The organism is Aeromicrobium phoceense, assembly GCF_013868155.1.
Classification (GTDB): domain Bacteria; phylum Actinomycetota; class Actinomycetes; order Propionibacteriales; family Nocardioidaceae; genus Aeromicrobium; species Aeromicrobium phoceense.
Genome location: NZ_JACEOG010000001.1, coordinates 1,089,131 through 1,104,795 on the forward strand (window position 1 = coordinate 1,089,131; position 15,665 = coordinate 1,104,795).

The following is a 15,665-nucleotide window of genomic DNA, read 5'->3' on the forward strand; positions in this document are numbered from 1 at the left end:
TTGTTGCCCGTCATGTGATCGCGGTCGCAGTCAGGGTCACCTTGGGTCGGCGGGGTGCGGCACCGGCCGTCCCGCCGCGACGAAGCGCTCGCAGTGGACGACGAGCTCGGCGTAGCCGGCCTCGCCCATCAGCGCCGTCAGCTCGGCGCGATTGCCGACGTAGACCGGGTCGGCAGCCACGTGGGCCTCGGTGTTCGACGAGCAGTACCAGTCGAGGTCGGCGCCGCCCGGGCCCCACCCGGCGCGGGTGTACTCGCCGATGCTGACCTCGGTGTAGGACGAGCCGTCGCCCGGGTCGACCTCGCGGAACTGACGTCGCAGGGGCAGCTGCCAGCACACGTCGGGCTTCGTCGTGTGGGGCTCGAGGCCGGTGGCCAGGGCGTGGGCGTGCAGCGCGCAGCCGTAGCCGCCGGGGAAGTCGCGGGAGTTGTGGAAGATGCAGGCGCCGTCCGCGACGCGCGTCTTCAGCTCGCCGTCCTGGTCGCGCTCGGTCCACCCGTCGCGGTGCCCCAGGTCGTGCAGCTCCCACTCGGTGGGGTCCAGCCGCTCCACGAAGCCGGCCACCCGGGCGTGGTCGTCCTCGTCGCTGAAGTGGGCCCCGAGGGTGCAGCAGCCCGAGTCGGGGGCGTCCGCGTAGATGCCAGGGCAGCCGGCGCCGAAGATGCAGGTCCACCGCGACGTGAGCCACGTGAGGTCGCAGCGGAAGACCTCGGTGGCGTCGTCGGGGTTCGCGAACTCCACGAAGGAGCGGGGAAATCCCAGGTCGACCTCGGGCACGGTCACACAGTAGGTCACGTGGCGGCGCCACGTAGGGTTGACGAACGTGATGACCGGGGGACGACCCACCACGGCGTGGTGCACGATCGCGGGCGCCGCGTCGGCGCTCGTCGTGCTCGGCCTGTACTGGCCCGGCCGCCTGCCCGGCGCGGGTGCGGCCACCGAGATCCTGCTGGTCGCCGCCGGCGCGCTGCTGGGGCACACGCTGCTGGTGGAGCGTGGCCGCCCGCTCGGGCCCGCCCTGGGAGCCGGACTGCGGCTCCTCGTGCCGCCCCTGCTCGTCCTTGTCGCCACCGGGCTCGCGGTGCAGCGCTGGGTCGACGTCCGTGCGTGGGACCCCGTGCTGGACGAGGTCCGCGACGCAGCCGTCGCGGCCACCAACATCCGCGGAGTCGCCGCCGAGTCGCCCGTCTCCCTCTTCTGGATCGTCGCGCTGCTGGTGCAGTCGGCCGCGCTCGTCCTGGTGCTGCGCTGGGTCGCTGGCCGGCTCGCGAGCGGACTCGGCCTCATCGTGCTCGCGCTGTCGGTCGCTTCGTTCGCCTGGTGGGCGTTCGACCCGGCGGGGCATCTCGGGGCGAGGTTCTGGCCGGTCGGACTCGGCGTCCTGGTGTCCCTGGCGATGGCCCGGCGGCCCGAGGCGGCCGGGCGGCGGGAGCTCGCGGTCATCGCCTGGCTCACGACGCTGGCCGTGGCGGGCGTCGCCGTTCTCGGAACGGGCGGGGTGCTGGACACCGTCACGGGCGCCGTGGTCGGCCTCATCCTGGTGCTGAGCGGGCCCGCCCCGGGCTCGCCCGCGGTCCTGCTCGGCCCGCGGCTGGCCGCCTGGTTCGGCGCCGTCGCCTGGGCCGGTCTGTGCTGGGCGGGCCCCGCGCTGCGGCTCGCGCCCGAGGTGATCGGACGCGAGCTCGGCCTGCGCGACCGTGCCTTGCTGCTCCTGATGGTGGGTGCCGTCGCCGTCGCCACGGTGGGCCTGATCGCCGCCGTGCGCGCGCTCGTCGATCGCGGCGGGGTCTGGGTCGGCGTCGCGGCCGCCTCGGTCCTGGCCGCCTTCCTGGTCACCGTGCCGGGCCTGGGCCGGGTCGAGGCGATCGAGAGCGACGTCGCCCGGGTCGAGGCCGTGATGACGGCCGACCTGCCCGACTGTCTCGGTGCGATGACGATGGCCGCCGTGAGCGACGGTCGTGACTGCGCCAACCCCGAGCTCGACGGCGTCATCCGTCCGCCCCTGAACCGGGCCCGGTGGGACTTCGAGTCCTACCTCGACTGCTGGTCGGACCCGAGCGACGCCGATCTCGACGTCTGCCAGCTGGGGGAGGACGCGAGTCCGGACCCCGACGTGCCCCGCGTGCTCGTGCTGGGCGACTCCCACGCCCGCGTGCTGCTGGGCGCCTTCCGCCGCCTCGATGAGCGCGGCGTGATCGAGGTCGACGCCGCGACGAAGGCCAGCTGCGGGTGGAGCACCCTTCCGGTCCTGGACCGCAAGGACACCGAGCGTGGCCCGCGGTGCGACGTGTGGCGCGGGCGGCTGGCGGACTGGCTGGTCGACCACGTCCAGGACTACGACGTCGTCGTCACCACCGCGTACAACGGCCGGATGAAGGGCCCGGACGCCCGCCAGGTGGCCAGCCACGTGGAGGCCTGGAAGCCGGTGGTCGAGGCGGGCGTGCCGGTCGTGGCGCTGCGCGACAACCCGCGGCTCGAGGAGGACACCCTGGACTGCCTGACCGAGCTCGACTCGCGCGAGTGGTCGAGGTGCGACGTCCCGGTCGAGGACCTCGTCCCGGAGTTCGATCCCTTCGAGCCGGCGGCGGAGCAGCTCGAGGGCGCCCACTTCGTCGACACCAGGCCCCTGTTCTGTGTCGACGGCCGGTGCCCGGCCGTGATCGGCGGGGTCAACGTCTACCGCGACTACAACCACGTCTCGGCGACCTATTCGGCCACGCTGGCGCCGGTCCTCTACCGCGAGATCGCCCGCACCGGGGTGTTCGAGCCGCGGTGGACCGCTGCGCAGGCGGTCGCCTCGATGTCAGACTGAGCCCATGCGCATCGGCGTCCTCGACATCGGTTCCAACACCGGGCACCTGCTCATCGTCGACGCCTTCCGGGGCGGACCGCCGGTGCCGGCCCACTCCTTCAGCGAGCCACTGCGGCTCGCGGAGAACCTCGACACCGACGGTCACCTCACCCGCGAGGGCATCGACCGGCTCGCCAAGTACGTGGTCGAGGCGGGCTCGCAGGCCGAGGACAAGGGCGCCGAGCGCGTGCTGGCCTTCGCCACCTCGGCGGTGCGCGAGGCGGGCAACGCCGACGAGGTCATCGCCCGCGTCGCCGAGGCCAGCGGCATCCAGCTGCAGATCCTCCCCGGCGACGACGAGGCGCGACTGACGTTCCTCGCGGTGCGCCGCTGGTTCGGCTGGTCTTCGGGCCGTCTGGGAGTGTTCGACATCGGCGGGGGCTCGCTCGAGCTCGCGGTCGGGTCGGACGAGACGCCCGACACCGCGACGTCGCTGCCCCTCGGAGCCGGCCGACTCACCCGCGAGTGGCTCGACCGGGGTCTCGACCACGACGACCTGCGCCGTGAGGTGCGACGCGAGATCGGTGCCGTCGCCGGCCCGCTGCTGCGGGGCGGGCCCTTCGACCAGGCGGTCGCGACGAGCAAGACCTTCCGCTCGCTGGCGCGGATGTGCGGTGCTGCCCCGTCGGGCGACGGCCCCTACGTGCGTCGCACCCTGAAGCACCGCGACCTCGTCGAGCTGGGCCAGGAGCTGCGGGTCGCGTCCGACGAGCAGATCGCCGCGATGCCCGGCGTGTCCGCCCTGCGCGCGCACCAGATGCGAGCGGGCGCCGTGGTGGCCGAGGCGACGATGGAGCTCTTCGGACTGGAGGAGCTGCTCATCTGTCCGTGGGCCCTGCGCGAGGGTGTGCTGATCGAGTACCTGGACCACATGTGACCAGCACCGCTCTAGGCTGGGAGTCGTGAGCACGCGCTCGAGCGACCCGATGGTCTCGCTGTCCACGTCGTCGGTCTATCCCGAGGGCACGGCAGCCGGCTTCGCGACCGCGGCGCGGCTGGGCTACGACGGGGTCGAGGTGATGGTGGGCCTCGACGAGGTCAGCGCCGACACCACCGCGATCAAGGCCCTGGCGTCGTCGCACGACATCCCCGTGGTCTCGATCCACGCGCCCTGCCTGCTGGTGACGCAGCGCGTGTGGGGCACCGACCCGTGGGGCAAGCTGCACCGCAGCGCCGAGATGGCGCTCGACGTCGGCGCCGACACCGTGGTGGTGCACCCGCCCTTCCGCTGGCAGCGCGAGTACGCCCGCGGCTTCGTCGAGGGCATCACCCGGCTCGAGGACGAGTACGACGTGGCGTTCGCGGTGGAGAACATGTACCCGTGGCGCTCGGGCAAGCGCGAGTTCCAGGCCTACGCGCCCGGGTGGGACCCGGTGCCCTTCGAGTACGAGAACGTCACGGTGGACTTCTCGCACAGCGCCACCTCGCGGATCGACTCCATGCAGCTCATCGACGACCTGGGCGACCGACTGGCGCACATCCACCTCGCCGACGGATCCGGGTCGATGAAGGACGAGCACCTCATCCCCGGCCGCGGCACGCAGGGGTGCGACAAGCTGCTGGGCCACCTCGCCGACCGCGGCTTCACCGGCCATGTCGTGGTGGAGGTCAACACCCGCAAGGCGGCCGACCGCGACGCGGACCTGCTGGAGGCCTTGGCCTACGCGCGGCTGCACCTGGCGCCCACGCCCGTCTGAGCCGGGTCAGGACCGCTGGGCGACGCAGAACTCGTTGCCGGCCGGGTCGGTGAGCGTGACCCACCGGAAGTTCTCGTCGCCGCGCTCGGCGACCAGGCCGGCACCGGCCTCGCGCAGCCGGGCGACCTCGGTGTCGAGGTCGTCGGTGAGCACGTCGAGGTGCAGGCGGTTCTTGCCCGGCGTGGGGTCCTCCACCTTCTGGAAGGCCAGCGTGGGGCTGTCGGGCACGGAGACGATGACGTACCAGCCGTCGTTCTCCTCGGTGATGGTGCCGCCGGTCTGCTCGGCCCACCAGGTGGCCAACGCCGTGGCGTCGGTCGTGTCGCACGTGATCATCGCTGGAGTGACAGTCATGGGCCCACGCTAGGGCCGTGCCCCGACAGTCTGGTCGCGATGAGCGAGCCGACGACCAGTTGGAGCTGGTGGTAGACCATGAGCGGCAGGATCATCAGCGGGAACGTGGTCGCGGAGAACAGCACGCTGGCCATCGGCAGGCCCGCCGCGAGGGACTTGTTGGTCCCGCAGAAGTAGATCGCGATCCCGGCGCCACGGCCGAACCGGCGGCCGGCCAGCCAGCAGAGCACCGACGAGACGGCCAGCAGCCCGACGCACACGGCGCCCACCACGGCGCCGTCGCCCCAGTCGAGCACGCTCCACACGTCGGCGTTCGTGCCCCGGCTGAATCCGGCGTAGACCACGAGCAGCACGGTCGACCGGTCGAAGCGTCGCAGTCCCGTCTCGTGGTGCACGAGCCACGGCCGCAGCCACCGACGTGCGATCTGCCCGGCGAGGAACGGCACGAGCAGCAGGCCGACGATCCGCAGGACCGCCTCGGCGTCCACCGTGACGTCGCCCCCGAGGACCAGCGCCACCAGCAGCGGCGTGAGGAAGACCCCGAGCAGGCTCGACGTCGAGGCCGCGACCACGGCGATCGCCCGGTCGCCGCCGGCGATCGACGTGAAGGCCACGGACGACTGCACCGTGGAGGGGACGAGGCACACGAAAACGAGCGCGGCGAGCAGCTGCTGCGAGATCACGGCGGGCGCCAGCGGGGACAGGGCCAGGCCCATGAGCGGGAAGACCACGAACGTGACGGCCACGATCACGGCGTGCACGCGCCACGCGGTCAGGCCGTGCACCACCTCGGCGGTCGACAGCCGCGCACCGTAGAGGAAGAACAGCGCGACGATGCCCACCTGGACCAGCACGGACACCACGTCGAGCACGACACCCTGCGCGGGAAGAACGATGCCGAGGCCGGCCAGGCCCAGGATCATCAGCACGAACGGGTCGATGCGCACCGGGCCACGATAGGCCGCTTCGGCACGCCGTCGCCCGGGGGTCGCCGTCCGGTCGCCGTCGGTTCGTCCCACACTGGCACCGTGACTTCCATGAGTGAGACCACCATCGGCGCCGTCTGCGTGTTCTGCGGAGCGCGCGACGGAGCCCGCCCCGAGTACCTCGCCGTCGCCGAGCAGCTCGGTGCCGCGCTGGCCCGCGCCGGAGTCGACCTGGTGTTCGGCGGCGGCGGGATCGGCATCATGGGAGCCGCCTCCCGCGCGGCCCGTGAGGGCGGCGGCCGCGTCGTCGGCGTCATCCCCCAGTCGCTGCTCGAGCGTGAGGGCGGGCACCGCGGCGATCCCGACATGCACGTCGTGGAGACGATGCACGAGCGCAAGGCGCTGATGCACCAGCTGTCGGACGCGTTCGTCGTCCTGCCCGGCGGCCTCGGCACGTACGAGGAGTTCTTCGAGATCCTCACGTGGCGCCAGCTGGGCTTCCACGACAAGCCGATCGTCGTGGTCGACACCGCCGGCTACTACGGGCCACTGCGCGAGATCGTCTCGCACGGGGCGTCCGAGGGCTTCATCGGTCCGCGCGACGAGGAGCTGTTCACGATCGTCGCGTCCGTCGAGGAGGCGCTCGCCGTCTTGGGGATCGACGCATGAGAGACGCCGGTCACGCCTGAGGGCAGGGCCGGAGCCGGGACGGGCCCGCAGGGAACTACCCTCGGACCCATGAGGATCGCGGTCGTCGGTGGCGGGGTCATGGGTGGCACGCTGGCCGAGGCGATGGCGCGTGCCGGGCACGACGACATCGTCGTGATCGAGCGCAGCGCCGAGCGCCGGGCCGAGCTCGAGGCCCTCGGGCACGCCACCGCCGAGGACGTCGCCGCGGTCGCCGGGGCCGACGTGATCCTGCTCGTCGTGAAGCCCCAGGACGTCGCCACGGTGCTCCCGGGGATCGCCGCCTCGGTCGATGCCGGGGCCACCGTGGTCTCGCTCGCCGCCGGGGTGCGCACCGCCACGATCGAGGCCGCCCTGCCTGACACCGCCGCCGTCGTCCGCGCGATGCCGAACACGCCGGCCGTCATCGGGCGCGGGATGTTCGGCGTCTCGCCCGGCAGCCGGGTGCCCGCCGACCGGCTCGAGGCCGTGGTCGAACTGCTCGGCGCCGGCGGTGAGGTCGTCGTGGTCGACGAGTCCCACCAGGACGCGGTCACCGCGGTCTCCGGATCGGGACCGGCCTACCTGTTCCACCTCGCCGAGCACATGATCGCCGCCGGCATCGAGGGCGGACTCGCCCCCGAGGACGCGCGCACCCTCACGGTGCAGACCCTCGCCGGCGCGGCCGAGCTGCTGGCCGGCTCGGACGAGTCGCCCGAGGAGCTGCGCCGTCGGGTGACCTCGCCGAACGGCACCACGCACGCCGCGATCACCACGTTCGACCAGCACGGGGTGGGCGAGGGGATCCGAGCCGGCGTTCTCGCCGCGATCGCCCGGTCCGCGGAACTAGGGTGACGGGCATGGACGATCGCGCCGCGGTGGTGTTCGACGAGCACCTCACCGACTACGACTTCGGGCCTTCGCACCCGATGGCGCCGATCCGGGTCAAGCTGACCATGGCACTCGCCGAGGAGCTGGGGGTGCTGCAGGACCTCGACGTCGTGGGCGCTCGGCCCGCCACCGAGCGCGAGCTGCTCAGCGTCCACACGCCCGACTACGTCGAGCGCGTGATCAACCTGAGCAAGCACCCGACACACACCGACGCCGCCCACGGCCTGGGCACCGAGGACAACCCGGTCTTCCGCGGGATGCACGACGCCAGCGCCCTGATCGCCGGAGCGAGCCTGGAGGCCGCGCGCCTGGTCTGGACCGGCGAGCGCAAGCGCGCGATCAACGTCAGCGGCGGCCTGCACCACGCGATGCCCGGCCGCGCGAGCGGGTTCTGCGTCTACAACGATGTGGCGATGGGCATCCAGTGGATGCTCGACCACGGGGCCCAGAAGATCGTCTACATCGACGTCGACGCCCACCACGGCGACGGCGTGCAGGCGATCTTCTACCACGACCCCCGGGTGCTGACGATCTCGTTGCACGAGTCGCCGCAGACCCTGTTCCCGGGCACCGGCTACTCCACGGAGGTCGGCGCCGAGGGAGCCGAGGGCTCGGCGGTCAACGTCCCGCTGCCGCCCGGAACCTCCGACGCCGGCTGGCTCCGCGCGTTCCACGCGGTGGTGCCGCCGATCGTCCGCGAGTTCGCGCCCGAAGTGATCGTCAGCCAGCACGGCTGCGACTCGCACATGGACGACCCGCTGACCAACCTCATGCTGAGCGTCGACGGGCAACGTGCGTCCTACCTGGCGGTGCGCGACCTGGCCGAGGAGGTCACCGCGGGCAAGTGGCTCGCCACCGGCGGGGGCGGCTACGCCGTCGTCGACGTCGTGCCGCGCGCGTGGGGCCACCTGCTGTCGATCGTCAGCGGTCATCCGCTCCCGCCCGAGACCGAGACGCCCGAGGCGTGGCGGCGGGCCGTGGAGGAGCTGCGCGGCCAGCCCGCGCCCACCCGGATGACCGACGGCCGGCGAGCGCTCTACCGGCGCTGGGAGGACGGGTACGACCCGGCCTCGTGGCTCGACCGATCGATCCAGGCCACCCGGACAGAGACTTTTCCCCTGATCGGCCTCGATCCCTCGTACTGACCGAAATCCCCGGCGCAGCTGCGGGTTTGGGGGTACGGTCGCGGTACACAAGGAGCGGGTCGAGCGCGGACGGTACGCCAAGAGGCCATGAGTTTCAAATTTTTCGTTCCCAGGTGACCCTTCTGCCACTAGTCTTCACACCAAGCACGCGCGCTCACTCTCCGGTGGGGAAGCCGGAGAGCGCGCGTGCCCCTGGGAGGATGGTGTGAGATGTCTGAGGGAACCCGCTTCATGACCGTTGCCGAGGTCGCGGACCAGATCCGTGTCTCGAAGATGACGGTGTACCGGCTCGTGCATTCCGGCGAGCTCGAAGCCGTGCGTGTCGGCCGTTCCTTCCGTGTGCCTGAGCACGCGGTCGAGGAGCTGCTGCAGAAGTCGTTCTACCAAGCCGGCTGATCCGGCCCGAGGTCCGCGGGGGGCGGACCGACGGTCGCTGACGTTCCCCTGCCCACCGCTGTGTGCAGGCGGGGTGCGATCGCCTAGGGTTGGTCTGTCCTGTGTGAAAGATCAGATCGAGGTGAGTCGTGGGTTCTGTCATCAAGAAGCGCCGCAAGCGGATGTCGAAGAAGAAGCACCGCAAGATGCTGAAGCGCACACGCGTGCAGCGCCGCCGTCTGGGCAAGTGACCGATGGCCGGGGTCGTCCTCGTCACGGGCGCGGCCACGCCGGGCGTGGCACTCGCTGCGAGGCGCATCGCTGAAGCTGGTGATGCCAGGGTCGTCGCAGTCGACACGACCCTGCCCACCGACGATCTCGGGTCAGTCAAATTCGTGCGTGCGGACATCCGCACGCCGGTCATCTCCAAGGTTCTTGCCGTCGAGGACGTCGACACCGTGGTCCACATGGACCTGGCGCCGATGCGATCGCGCGGGGGCGGCAGTGCCACCAAGGAGATCAACGTCATCGGCACGATGCAGGTGCTCGCCGCCTGCCAGCGTTCCGACACCGTCCAGCGCGTCGTACTCGCCAGCAGTGCTGCCGTGTACGGCGCGTCGCCGCGTGATCCCGCGGTGTTCACCGAGTCCGCCACGGCACGCGGCGGCACGAAGTCCGGTTTCGCCAAGGACATCGTCGAGGTCGAGGGCTACACGCGCGGTTTCGCGCGCCGTCGTCCCGACGTCACCGTCACCACGCTGCGCATGGCGCAGTGGCTGTCGCCGCACTTCCCGACCGTGCTGGGGTCGTACTTCGCCAATCCCGTGCTCCCGGTCCCCATGGGCTTCGACGCCCGGTTGCAGCTGCTGCACCCCCAGGACGCGCTCGAGGTCATCTCGATGGCCGCGCTGTCCGACCGGCCCGGCACCTTCAACGTCGCGGGCGACGGCATCCTCATGCTCACCCAGGCCGCCCGGATCATGGGCAAGCCCACGATCCCGCTGCCGCCGCTGGGCTTCGGCTCGGTGCTGCGCCGGATGGTGCACTACATGGGCTCGGACGTGTCGCCGGGCGTCCACCGCCTGCTGACGTACGGCCGGGTGCTGGACACCACCGCCCTGCGCGAGATCTTCGGCTACAGTCCCCGGCACACGACGCGGGAGACCTTCGAGTGGTACGCCGAGACGGCGCGTCCCGGTCTGCTGCACTCATGGGGGATCACGGGATGAAGGACGACCTCAAGGGCATCGGGACGTCGGGGCGTGCGGGTCGCGGCAACGGCTCGACGTCGCCCTCGCGAGCGGCGCGCACGCTCGCCGGACCCGCCGCCAAGAAGGCGACTGCCAAGGCCCCCGCCAAGAAGGCCGCGGCGAAGAAGACCGGCTCGGGCACGAAGCCCACCTCGGCCGCGCAGTCCGAGGCGGCCACCTCCGCCGCTGCCAAGGAGGCCGCCGCCACCGCTCCGGCGAAGAAGGCGACGAAGAAGACCACCAGGAAGGCGCCCGCGGCGAAGAAGCCGGCCGAGGCGCCGCAGCAGCCCACGGTGGAGCCCGAGGAGACCGCGCCCGGTCCCCAGCGTGAGCGCCACCTGCACGCCGTGCCCGAGGACGAGCCGCCCCGCCAGGAGCCGCCCCGCGAGGCCACGGCCGACATCGATCCCGAGGACGTGGCGGCGGCCTTCGCCGAGGGCGCCCGCCGGCTCATGGGCACCGACTGGCAGGTGAAGGTGGTCGACATCGTCGGCAACCTGCGTCGGCGCCTGTCGGGCGGCTACGAGGTGGACGAGTTCGGCCTCGACCCCGAAGTGCTCGACCTGCTCTCGAACCTCGTCGAGCCGCTGGCCGAGAGCTGGTTCCGCCTCGAGGTGCGCGGTGTCGAGAACATCCCCACCGACGGTGGCGCCCTGCTGGTGGCGAACCACTCCGGCACCGTGCCCGTCGACGGCCTGATCACCGGCTACGCCGTGCGCAAGCACACCGGCCGGCCGATCCGCCCGCTCGGCGCCGACCTCGTGTTCCGGCTGCCCTACGTGGGCCAGATCGCGCGCAAGATGGGCGCCACCCTCGCGTGCGCCGAGGACGCCGAGCGTCTGCTGACCTCCGGGGAGCTCGCCGCGGTGTGGCCCGAGGGCTTCAAGGGCGTCGGCAAGCCCTTCAGTGAGCGCTACAAGCTGCAGCGCTTCGGTCGCGGCGGGTTCGTCTCGTCCGCGATGCGCGCGCAGGTGCCGATCATCCCCGTGTCGATCGTCGGTGCCGAGGAGATCTACCCGCTGATCGGCAACATCCCGTCGCTCGCCCGGCTGCTGGGTCTGCCGTACATCCCCATCACGCCGTTCTTCCCGCTGTTCGGTCCGCTCGGCCTGATTCCGCTGCCCAGCAAGTGGATCATCGAGTTCGGCGAGCCGGTCCGCACCGACGCCTACCCGCCGGAGTCGGCCGACGACCCGATGCTCCTGTTCAACGTCACCGACCAGGTCCGCGAGACGATCCAGCAGACGCTGTACACGCTGCTGGTCGAGCGCGGCAATCCCTTCGTCTGATCCGCCCCAGGAGCACGCCCATGTCGCGACGCCCGGACCTGCTGCTCGACACCCCGACCCTCGAGCCGTCGGACGACCTCGTCCGGCGTCTGGCCGCCGCGGCCCGCACGAGCGGCGTCACGGTCGCGGCTCCGCGCCGACGGCACCGCGTCGCCGTCGCGGTCGCGGCGTTCCTCGGCATCAGTGCCGTCTCCGTGGGTGGAGCCTGGGCCGTCGGTGCGATCGAGGTCCCCGGGCTGCCGCCGTCGCCGCTGCGCGAGGCCGTCGTGACGCCCGACCCGCCGGCGCCGCAGGGCGAGCAGGGTGGTGCTCCGACCGGCGGTGACGCCGACCGAGGCGAGGGGTCCGGCGGCAGCGCTGTCGATCCCGGAGCGCCCTCCGGTCGCGAGACGGGCTCACCCGCGCGCGACGACGAGGCCGGACGCGGGGCCGACTCCCCGGCGGCCGACGCGCCGGTGAAGGGCAAGGAGCAGGGCAAGGAGCAGGGCAAGGACCAGGGCGAGAACCCGGCTCCGGGCCGCGAGAAGGAAAAGGGTCAGGGCGAGACCCGCAGCGAGGACAAGGGCGAGAACGGCCAGCACCTCGGGCAGGAGAAGGAGAAGAAGGACCGCGGCGACGGCGGCTCGGCGCAGGAGCAGGACGGCGGCCAGGCGGGCGAGCGCACCGGGAGGAAGCCGGCGCCCGCGGACCCGCAGGACAAGGAGCCGGGGGCCGGCGATGACTGACGACGCCCTCGTCTCGGCGGCCAAGCGCGGCGAGCAGGAGGCGTGGCGCGCCCTCTACGTCGAGCACGCCGGCCGGCTGGTCGCCTGGCTGCGCATCCGGCCCACCGGCGACTCCGCGGCCGCACCGGAAGACGTGGCGGCCGAGGCGTGGTTCGTCGCGGCGAGCAAGATCGCGGAGTTCGAGGGGACGTCGTCCGACTTCGGCGGCTGGATCTTCGGCATCGCGCGCCGGATCAGCGCCACCTCGCGTCGCACGTGGCAGCGTCGCAACACCCGTCCGAGCGAGGGGGAGGAGCTGGCGCTCGAGCCGGTGCCCGACCACGGTCCCGACGTCGCCCACCAGCAGTGGCTCCGTGCCGTCCTGGCCGGCCTGCCGCCCCGCGAGCGCGCGGCCGTGGGCCTCATCGACGGGCTCGGCATGGATCCGCACACGGCCGCCGAGGTGCTGGGCATCAGTGCGGTCGCGCTGCGCGTGGCACGGCACCGCGGCCTACGCCGGCTGGAGCGGCGACCGTCGGTGCGGGCCTCCCTCGAGTCGATCCCGGACGCGGCGCCCGGGGTCTGAACCCGCACCGACGGAAAAACCGGCCCGCCCCGGGGGATTGGGACGGACCGGCCTCCCGCGCCCACGCAGCAGATCCGTGGGCGAGTCCGGGGGGACGATCAGGTGGTGGGCTGGCTCGCCAGGCACTTGGCGAGGCGCGCCTTGGCGTGGGCGACGCGCTGCACCTGGGCCTTCTTGATCTTGACGACCTTGGTGCGACTCGCCTTGGCCACCTTGAGCTTCTTCACGGCCTGACGCTTCTCGGCGCGGGTGTCGGCCTGGACGACGGCCTTCTTGGCCTTCTTGACCTTCGCCTGCTTCTTGGCGAACACGGCGTTCACCTTCGCCAGCTGCGCCTCGGCGCGGGCGACCTGGGTGGTCTGGGTCGCGCAGGGCTCCTTGGTCGGAGCGTCGGCCTGCGCGGGAGCCGTCAGAGGGCCAAGCGAGAGGGCGAGGCCGGCGGCGAGCGCGCCGATGCGTGCGCTGTTCTTCATGTGATCTCCTCAGGTGATGGGCAGTCCGGAGACTGCTGACACCTCTCACATGTCACGGGAGCGCACCGGCGTTACACGCCCCCGGAGTTTTTTTCGCGCGCTGGTCAGGACTCCTTCGCGCCGAGGCGCTTGAGCAGCTGGTCGCCCTCGATGTCCAGGTCGGGGAGCAGCCGGTCGAGCCAGGCCGGCAGGCGCCAGGCGCGGTCGCCGAACATCGCCATCAGCGCGGGCACGAGCGTCATGCGCACGAGGAACGCGTCGATCGCGATCGCGACGGCCAGGGCGAAGCCGATCTGCTTGATCATCGGGTCGCCGTTGAAGATGAAGCCGGCGAACACGGCCGTCATGATCACCGCCGCGGCCACGACGACGCGGCTGGAGTGGCTGAACCCGTCGATCACCGACTCGCGGCCGCTGTGGCCGTGGACCCACGACTCGCGCATCGACGACACCAGGAACACCTGGTAGTCCATCGCCAGGCCGTAGGCGATGCCCGTCACCAGGATCGGCAGCATCGCCATCACCGGACCGGTCGAGTCGAGACCGAAGAGGCCGTTGAGCCAGCCCCACTGGAACACGGCGGTGGTGGCGCCGAGGGTGGCCAGGATCGTCAGCAGGAAGCCCGCCGTGGCCTTGAGCGGCACGATGATCGAGCGGAACACGATCGTCAGGACGATGAGCGAGAGCAGGACGACGATGCCGAGGTAGATCGGCATGACCTCGCCCATCTTCTCGGCGATGTCGATGCCCATGGCGGTCTGGCCGGTGACGCCGAGGTCGATGTCGTACGTCGCCTCGACATCGGTCGACGCGTCGCGCAGCGAGTGCACGAGGTCCTCGGTGGACGGATCGGTCGGGCCCTCGCGGGGAATCAGCGAGACGAGCACGGTGCGGCCGTCCTCGCTCATGCCGGCGGCGGTCGCCGAGGCGACGTCGTCGAGCTGGCCGAGCTCGGCCAGGACGGCGCCCGCGGCCTGCTGGTCGACGGGCTGGTCGTCGCGCGACGACAGGACCACGAGCAGGGGGCCGTTGAGGCCCTCGCCGAACGCCTCACTGACCGTCTCGTAGCTCTCGCGCTGGTCGGTGCCGGAGTTGTAGTTCTCACTCGACGGCAGGCCCAGGCGCATGTCGAGCGCCGGGATCGCGATGACGAGGGTCGTCAGAATGACGGCGCCCGAGGCGAGGAAGCGGTGCTTGGACAGGAAGGTCGCCCAGCGGCGTGCGGTGGCGTGGTCGACGCCGGCGGCCTCGCGCTCCTGGAACTTCTCGCGGGCCTTGTTCGACACGATCCGCTCGTTCACCAGCCCCAGCAGGGCGGGCAGGGCGGTGAGCGCCACGAGGACGGCCACGGCCACGGTGGCGGCGGCGATGATCGCCATCGTCGTCAGGAGGCTGATGCCGATGACCGTGAGCGCCGCGAGGGCGATCACGACGGTCGTGCCGGCGAAGAACACCGCACTGCCGGCGGTGCCGACGGCACGGCCGGTGGCCTCGTGGGCGGACAGCCGCTCACGCATGATGAGCCGGCGCTGGCGGTTGACGATGAAGAGGGCGTAGTCGATGCCCACGGCCAGGCCGAGCATGAGGCCCAGCACGACGCTCATCGAGCCGAGGTCGTAGAAGTGGCCCAGCGCGTAGGCGCCGCCGACGCCCACGCCGACGCCGAGCAGCGCGGTCGCGAGCGGCAGTCCGGCGGCCACGACGGAGCCCAGGACCAGGAAGAGCACGACCGCGGCGACGACGATGCCGACGGCCTCGCCCGCGCCGGCCACCTCGGGCAGCTCCTGCAGCGAGGCTCCGGGCAGGACCTCCACGTCGGTGCCCTCCAGGGGCGCCTCGGCGTGGTCGAGCACCTCCTCGATGGCTCCGGTGGGGAGGTCGATCGTCTGCTTCGTGAACTGGAACTGCGCCATGGCGACGGTGCCGTCCGGCGAGATGGTCACGCCGGGAACGAGCTCGCCTCCGACCACGAGCGGCACGGGCTGGTCGAGCTCCTGGCCGGCCTGCGCGGCCGCGACGGCCTGCTCGGCGGCCTGGACCTGGGCGGCCATCTGCTCCTGAGCCGCGGCCTGCGCCTGCTCGGAGCCGGCGAGGTCGAGCGGATTCACGACGTTGTCGTCCTCGTAGATCCCCTGCATCGACTGGGCCAGGGGAGCGGCGGACGCCTCGTCGAAGAAGGTGGTGCGCTCCGGGGCGCGGTAGACGATCTGGCCCGCGCCGCCCGCGGCGGCCGGCATCTCGCGCTCGAGCTGCTCGAGCACCTCCTGGGCGGGGACGCCGTTGATCGTCACCTCGCTGCTGAGCTTCGGCGCGTTGACCGCGATCGACCCGACGATGACGACGAGCAGGACGAGCCAGGCGCCGAGGAAGCGGAACGGGTGGGCGAAGGCGGACTTGCCCCACCGGTACAGGAGAGTCGACACAGGCGTTCCTCACGAAGTGATAGATGTCTCTCACA

General features: G+C 71.9%; 17 protein-coding genes. 12 read left to right on the forward strand and 5 right to left on the reverse strand.

The annotated features are described in order from the left end of the window. Nucleotides 1–36 precede the first annotated feature (36 nt). Nucleotides 37–777: a DUF3109 family protein gene (locus H1W00_RS05155; protein WP_181754264.1), complete on the reverse strand. Its 741-nt coding sequence runs from the start codon at nt 775–777 to the stop codon at nt 37–39. A gap of 49 nt (nt 778–826) precedes the next feature. Between H1W00_RS05155 and H1W00_RS05160 the strand changes: the two genes are divergently transcribed. From H1W00_RS05160 to H1W00_RS05170, 3 genes are read left to right on the forward strand one after another with little or no spacing between them, the layout of a single operon-like run. Continuing rightward, nucleotides 827–2,812: an SGNH hydrolase domain-containing protein gene (locus H1W00_RS05160; protein WP_181754266.1), complete on the forward strand. Its 1,986-nt coding sequence runs from the start codon at nt 827–829 to the stop codon at nt 2,810–2,812. Between the two features lie 4 nt (nt 2,813–2,816). Beyond that, on the forward strand, nt 2,817–3,728 hold the full coding sequence (locus H1W00_RS05165; protein ID WP_181754268.1) for a Ppx/GppA phosphatase family protein: 912 nt from the start codon (nt 2,817–2,819) through the stop codon (nt 3,726–3,728). Nucleotides 3,729–3,753: 25 nt separating this feature from the next. Then, the gene (locus H1W00_RS05170; RefSeq protein ID WP_376785959.1) at nt 3,754–4,548 is read left to right on the forward strand and encodes a sugar phosphate isomerase/epimerase family protein; all 795 of its coding nucleotides are present in this window, start codon (nt 3,754–3,756) and stop codon (nt 4,546–4,548) included. A 6-nt stretch (nt 4,549–4,554) separates the two neighbouring features. Here H1W00_RS05170 and H1W00_RS05175 read toward each other — a convergent pair whose 3' ends face one another. Beyond that, the gene (locus H1W00_RS05175) at nt 4,555–4,902 is read right to left on the reverse strand and encodes a VOC family protein (protein ID WP_181754270.1); all 348 of its coding nucleotides are present in this window, start codon (nt 4,900–4,902) and stop codon (nt 4,555–4,557) included. After that, nucleotides 4,899–5,849 carry a bile acid:sodium symporter family protein gene (locus H1W00_RS05180; protein WP_338072827.1) on the reverse strand — a complete coding sequence of 317 codons (951 nt, stop codon included), beginning with the start codon at nt 5,847–5,849 and terminating at the stop codon, nt 4,899–4,901. The genes H1W00_RS05175 and H1W00_RS05180 overlap by 4 nt, the downstream gene beginning before the upstream one ends. A gap of 90 nt (nt 5,850–5,939) precedes the next feature. On the opposite strand from H1W00_RS05180, the gene H1W00_RS05185 reads away from it, so the two are divergent. The 9 genes from H1W00_RS05185 (at nt 5,940) to H1W00_RS05225 (ending at nt 12,734) form a co-directional block, all read left to right on the forward strand. Then, nucleotides 5,940–6,497: an LOG family protein gene (locus H1W00_RS05185; RefSeq protein ID WP_181754272.1), complete on the forward strand. Its 558-nt coding sequence runs from the start codon at nt 5,940–5,942 to the stop codon at nt 6,495–6,497. A 69-nt stretch (nt 6,498–6,566) separates the two neighbouring features. Next, nucleotides 6,567–7,349: a pyrroline-5-carboxylate reductase gene (gene proC, locus H1W00_RS05190; RefSeq protein ID WP_181754274.1), complete on the forward strand. Its 783-nt coding sequence runs from the start codon at nt 6,567–6,569 to the stop codon at nt 7,347–7,349. 5 nt (nt 7,350–7,354) lie between these two features. Further along, entirely contained in the window at nt 7,355–8,530 is a 1,176-nt protein-coding gene (locus tag H1W00_RS05195) for an acetoin utilization protein AcuC (RefSeq protein WP_181754276.1), read from the forward strand. A gap of 210 nt (nt 8,531–8,740) precedes the next feature. After that, complete coding sequence (locus H1W00_RS05200) at nt 8,741–8,926, forward strand: helix-turn-helix domain-containing protein (protein ID WP_078699209.1); 186 nt, start codon at nt 8,741–8,743, stop codon at nt 8,924–8,926. Between the two features lie 128 nt (nt 8,927–9,054). After that, nucleotides 9,055–9,156 carry a 30S ribosomal protein bS22 gene (locus H1W00_RS05205; protein WP_019143756.1) on the forward strand — a complete coding sequence of 34 codons (102 nt, stop codon included), beginning with the start codon at nt 9,055–9,057 and terminating at the stop codon, nt 9,154–9,156. A gap of 3 nt (nt 9,157–9,159) precedes the next feature. Continuing rightward, a complete protein-coding gene (locus tag H1W00_RS05210; RefSeq protein WP_181754278.1) occupies nt 9,160–10,134 on the forward strand; it encodes an NAD-dependent epimerase/dehydratase family protein in 975 nt (324 codons plus the stop codon). After that, nucleotides 10,131–11,444, forward strand: a complete 1,314-nt coding sequence (locus H1W00_RS05215) for a lysophospholipid acyltransferase family protein (protein ID WP_181754280.1) — start codon at nt 10,131–10,133, stop codon at nt 11,442–11,444. The genes H1W00_RS05210 and H1W00_RS05215 overlap by 4 nt, the downstream gene beginning before the upstream one ends. A gap of 20 nt (nt 11,445–11,464) precedes the next feature. Further along, nucleotides 11,465–12,169, forward strand: coding sequence for a hypothetical protein (locus H1W00_RS05220; protein WP_181754282.1), 705 nt, complete (start codon nt 11,465–11,467; stop codon nt 12,167–12,169). Continuing rightward, the gene (locus tag H1W00_RS05225) at nt 12,162–12,734 is read left to right on the forward strand and encodes an RNA polymerase sigma factor (protein ID WP_181754284.1); all 573 of its coding nucleotides are present in this window, start codon (nt 12,162–12,164) and stop codon (nt 12,732–12,734) included. Before H1W00_RS05220 ends, H1W00_RS05225 begins: the two co-directional genes overlap by 8 nt. Nucleotides 12,735–12,832: 98 nt before the next feature. On the opposite strand, the gene H1W00_RS05230 is transcribed toward H1W00_RS05225, so the two are convergent. Continuing rightward, nucleotides 12,833–13,207 (reverse strand): hypothetical protein, encoded by a 375-nt coding sequence (locus H1W00_RS05230; RefSeq protein WP_181754286.1) that lies wholly within the window; start codon nt 13,205–13,207, stop codon nt 12,833–12,835. 104 nt (nt 13,208–13,311) lie between these two features. After that, nucleotides 13,312–15,630: an MMPL family transporter gene (locus H1W00_RS05235; RefSeq protein ID WP_181754288.1), complete on the reverse strand. Its 2,319-nt coding sequence runs from the start codon at nt 15,628–15,630 to the stop codon at nt 13,312–13,314. Nucleotides 15,631–15,665: the final 35 nt, after the last annotated feature.

What these genes read in the sequence shown, in the direction of transcription:
- H1W00_RS05200 (WP_078699209.1), top strand. Translation starts at nt 8,741, where the DNA reads ATGTCTGAGGGAACCCGCTTCATGACCGTTGCCGAGGTCGCGGACCAG.
- H1W00_RS05215 (WP_181754280.1), top strand. Translation starts at nt 10,131, where the DNA reads ATGAAGGACGACCTCAAGGGCATCGGGACGTCGGGGCGTGCGGGTCGC.
- H1W00_RS05195 (WP_181754276.1), top strand. Translation starts at nt 7,355, where the DNA reads ATGGACGATCGCGCCGCGGTGGTGTTCGACGAGCACCTCACCGACTAC.
- H1W00_RS05160 (WP_181754266.1), top strand. Translation starts at nt 827, where the DNA reads ATGACCGGGGGACGACCCACCACGGCGTGGTGCACGATCGCGGGCGCC.
- H1W00_RS05220 (WP_181754282.1), top strand. Translation starts at nt 11,465, where the DNA reads ATGTCGCGACGCCCGGACCTGCTGCTCGACACCCCGACCCTCGAGCCG.
- H1W00_RS05225 (WP_181754284.1), top strand. Translation starts at nt 12,162, where the DNA reads ATGACTGACGACGCCCTCGTCTCGGCGGCCAAGCGCGGCGAGCAGGAG.
- H1W00_RS05185 (WP_181754272.1), top strand. Translation starts at nt 5,940, where the DNA reads ATGAGTGAGACCACCATCGGCGCCGTCTGCGTGTTCTGCGGAGCGCGC.
- H1W00_RS05165 (WP_181754268.1), top strand. Translation starts at nt 2,817, where the DNA reads ATGCGCATCGGCGTCCTCGACATCGGTTCCAACACCGGGCACCTGCTC.
- H1W00_RS05175 (WP_181754270.1), bottom strand. Translation starts at nt 4,902, where the DNA reads ATGACTGTCACTCCAGCGATGATCACGTGCGACACGACCGACGCCACG.
- proC (WP_181754274.1), top strand. Translation starts at nt 6,567, where the DNA reads ATGAGGATCGCGGTCGTCGGTGGCGGGGTCATGGGTGGCACGCTGGCC.
- H1W00_RS05230 (WP_181754286.1), bottom strand. Translation starts at nt 13,207, where the DNA reads ATGAAGAACAGCGCACGCATCGGCGCGCTCGCCGCCGGCCTCGCCCTC.
- H1W00_RS05210 (WP_181754278.1), top strand. Translation starts at nt 9,160, where the DNA reads ATGGCCGGGGTCGTCCTCGTCACGGGCGCGGCCACGCCGGGCGTGGCA.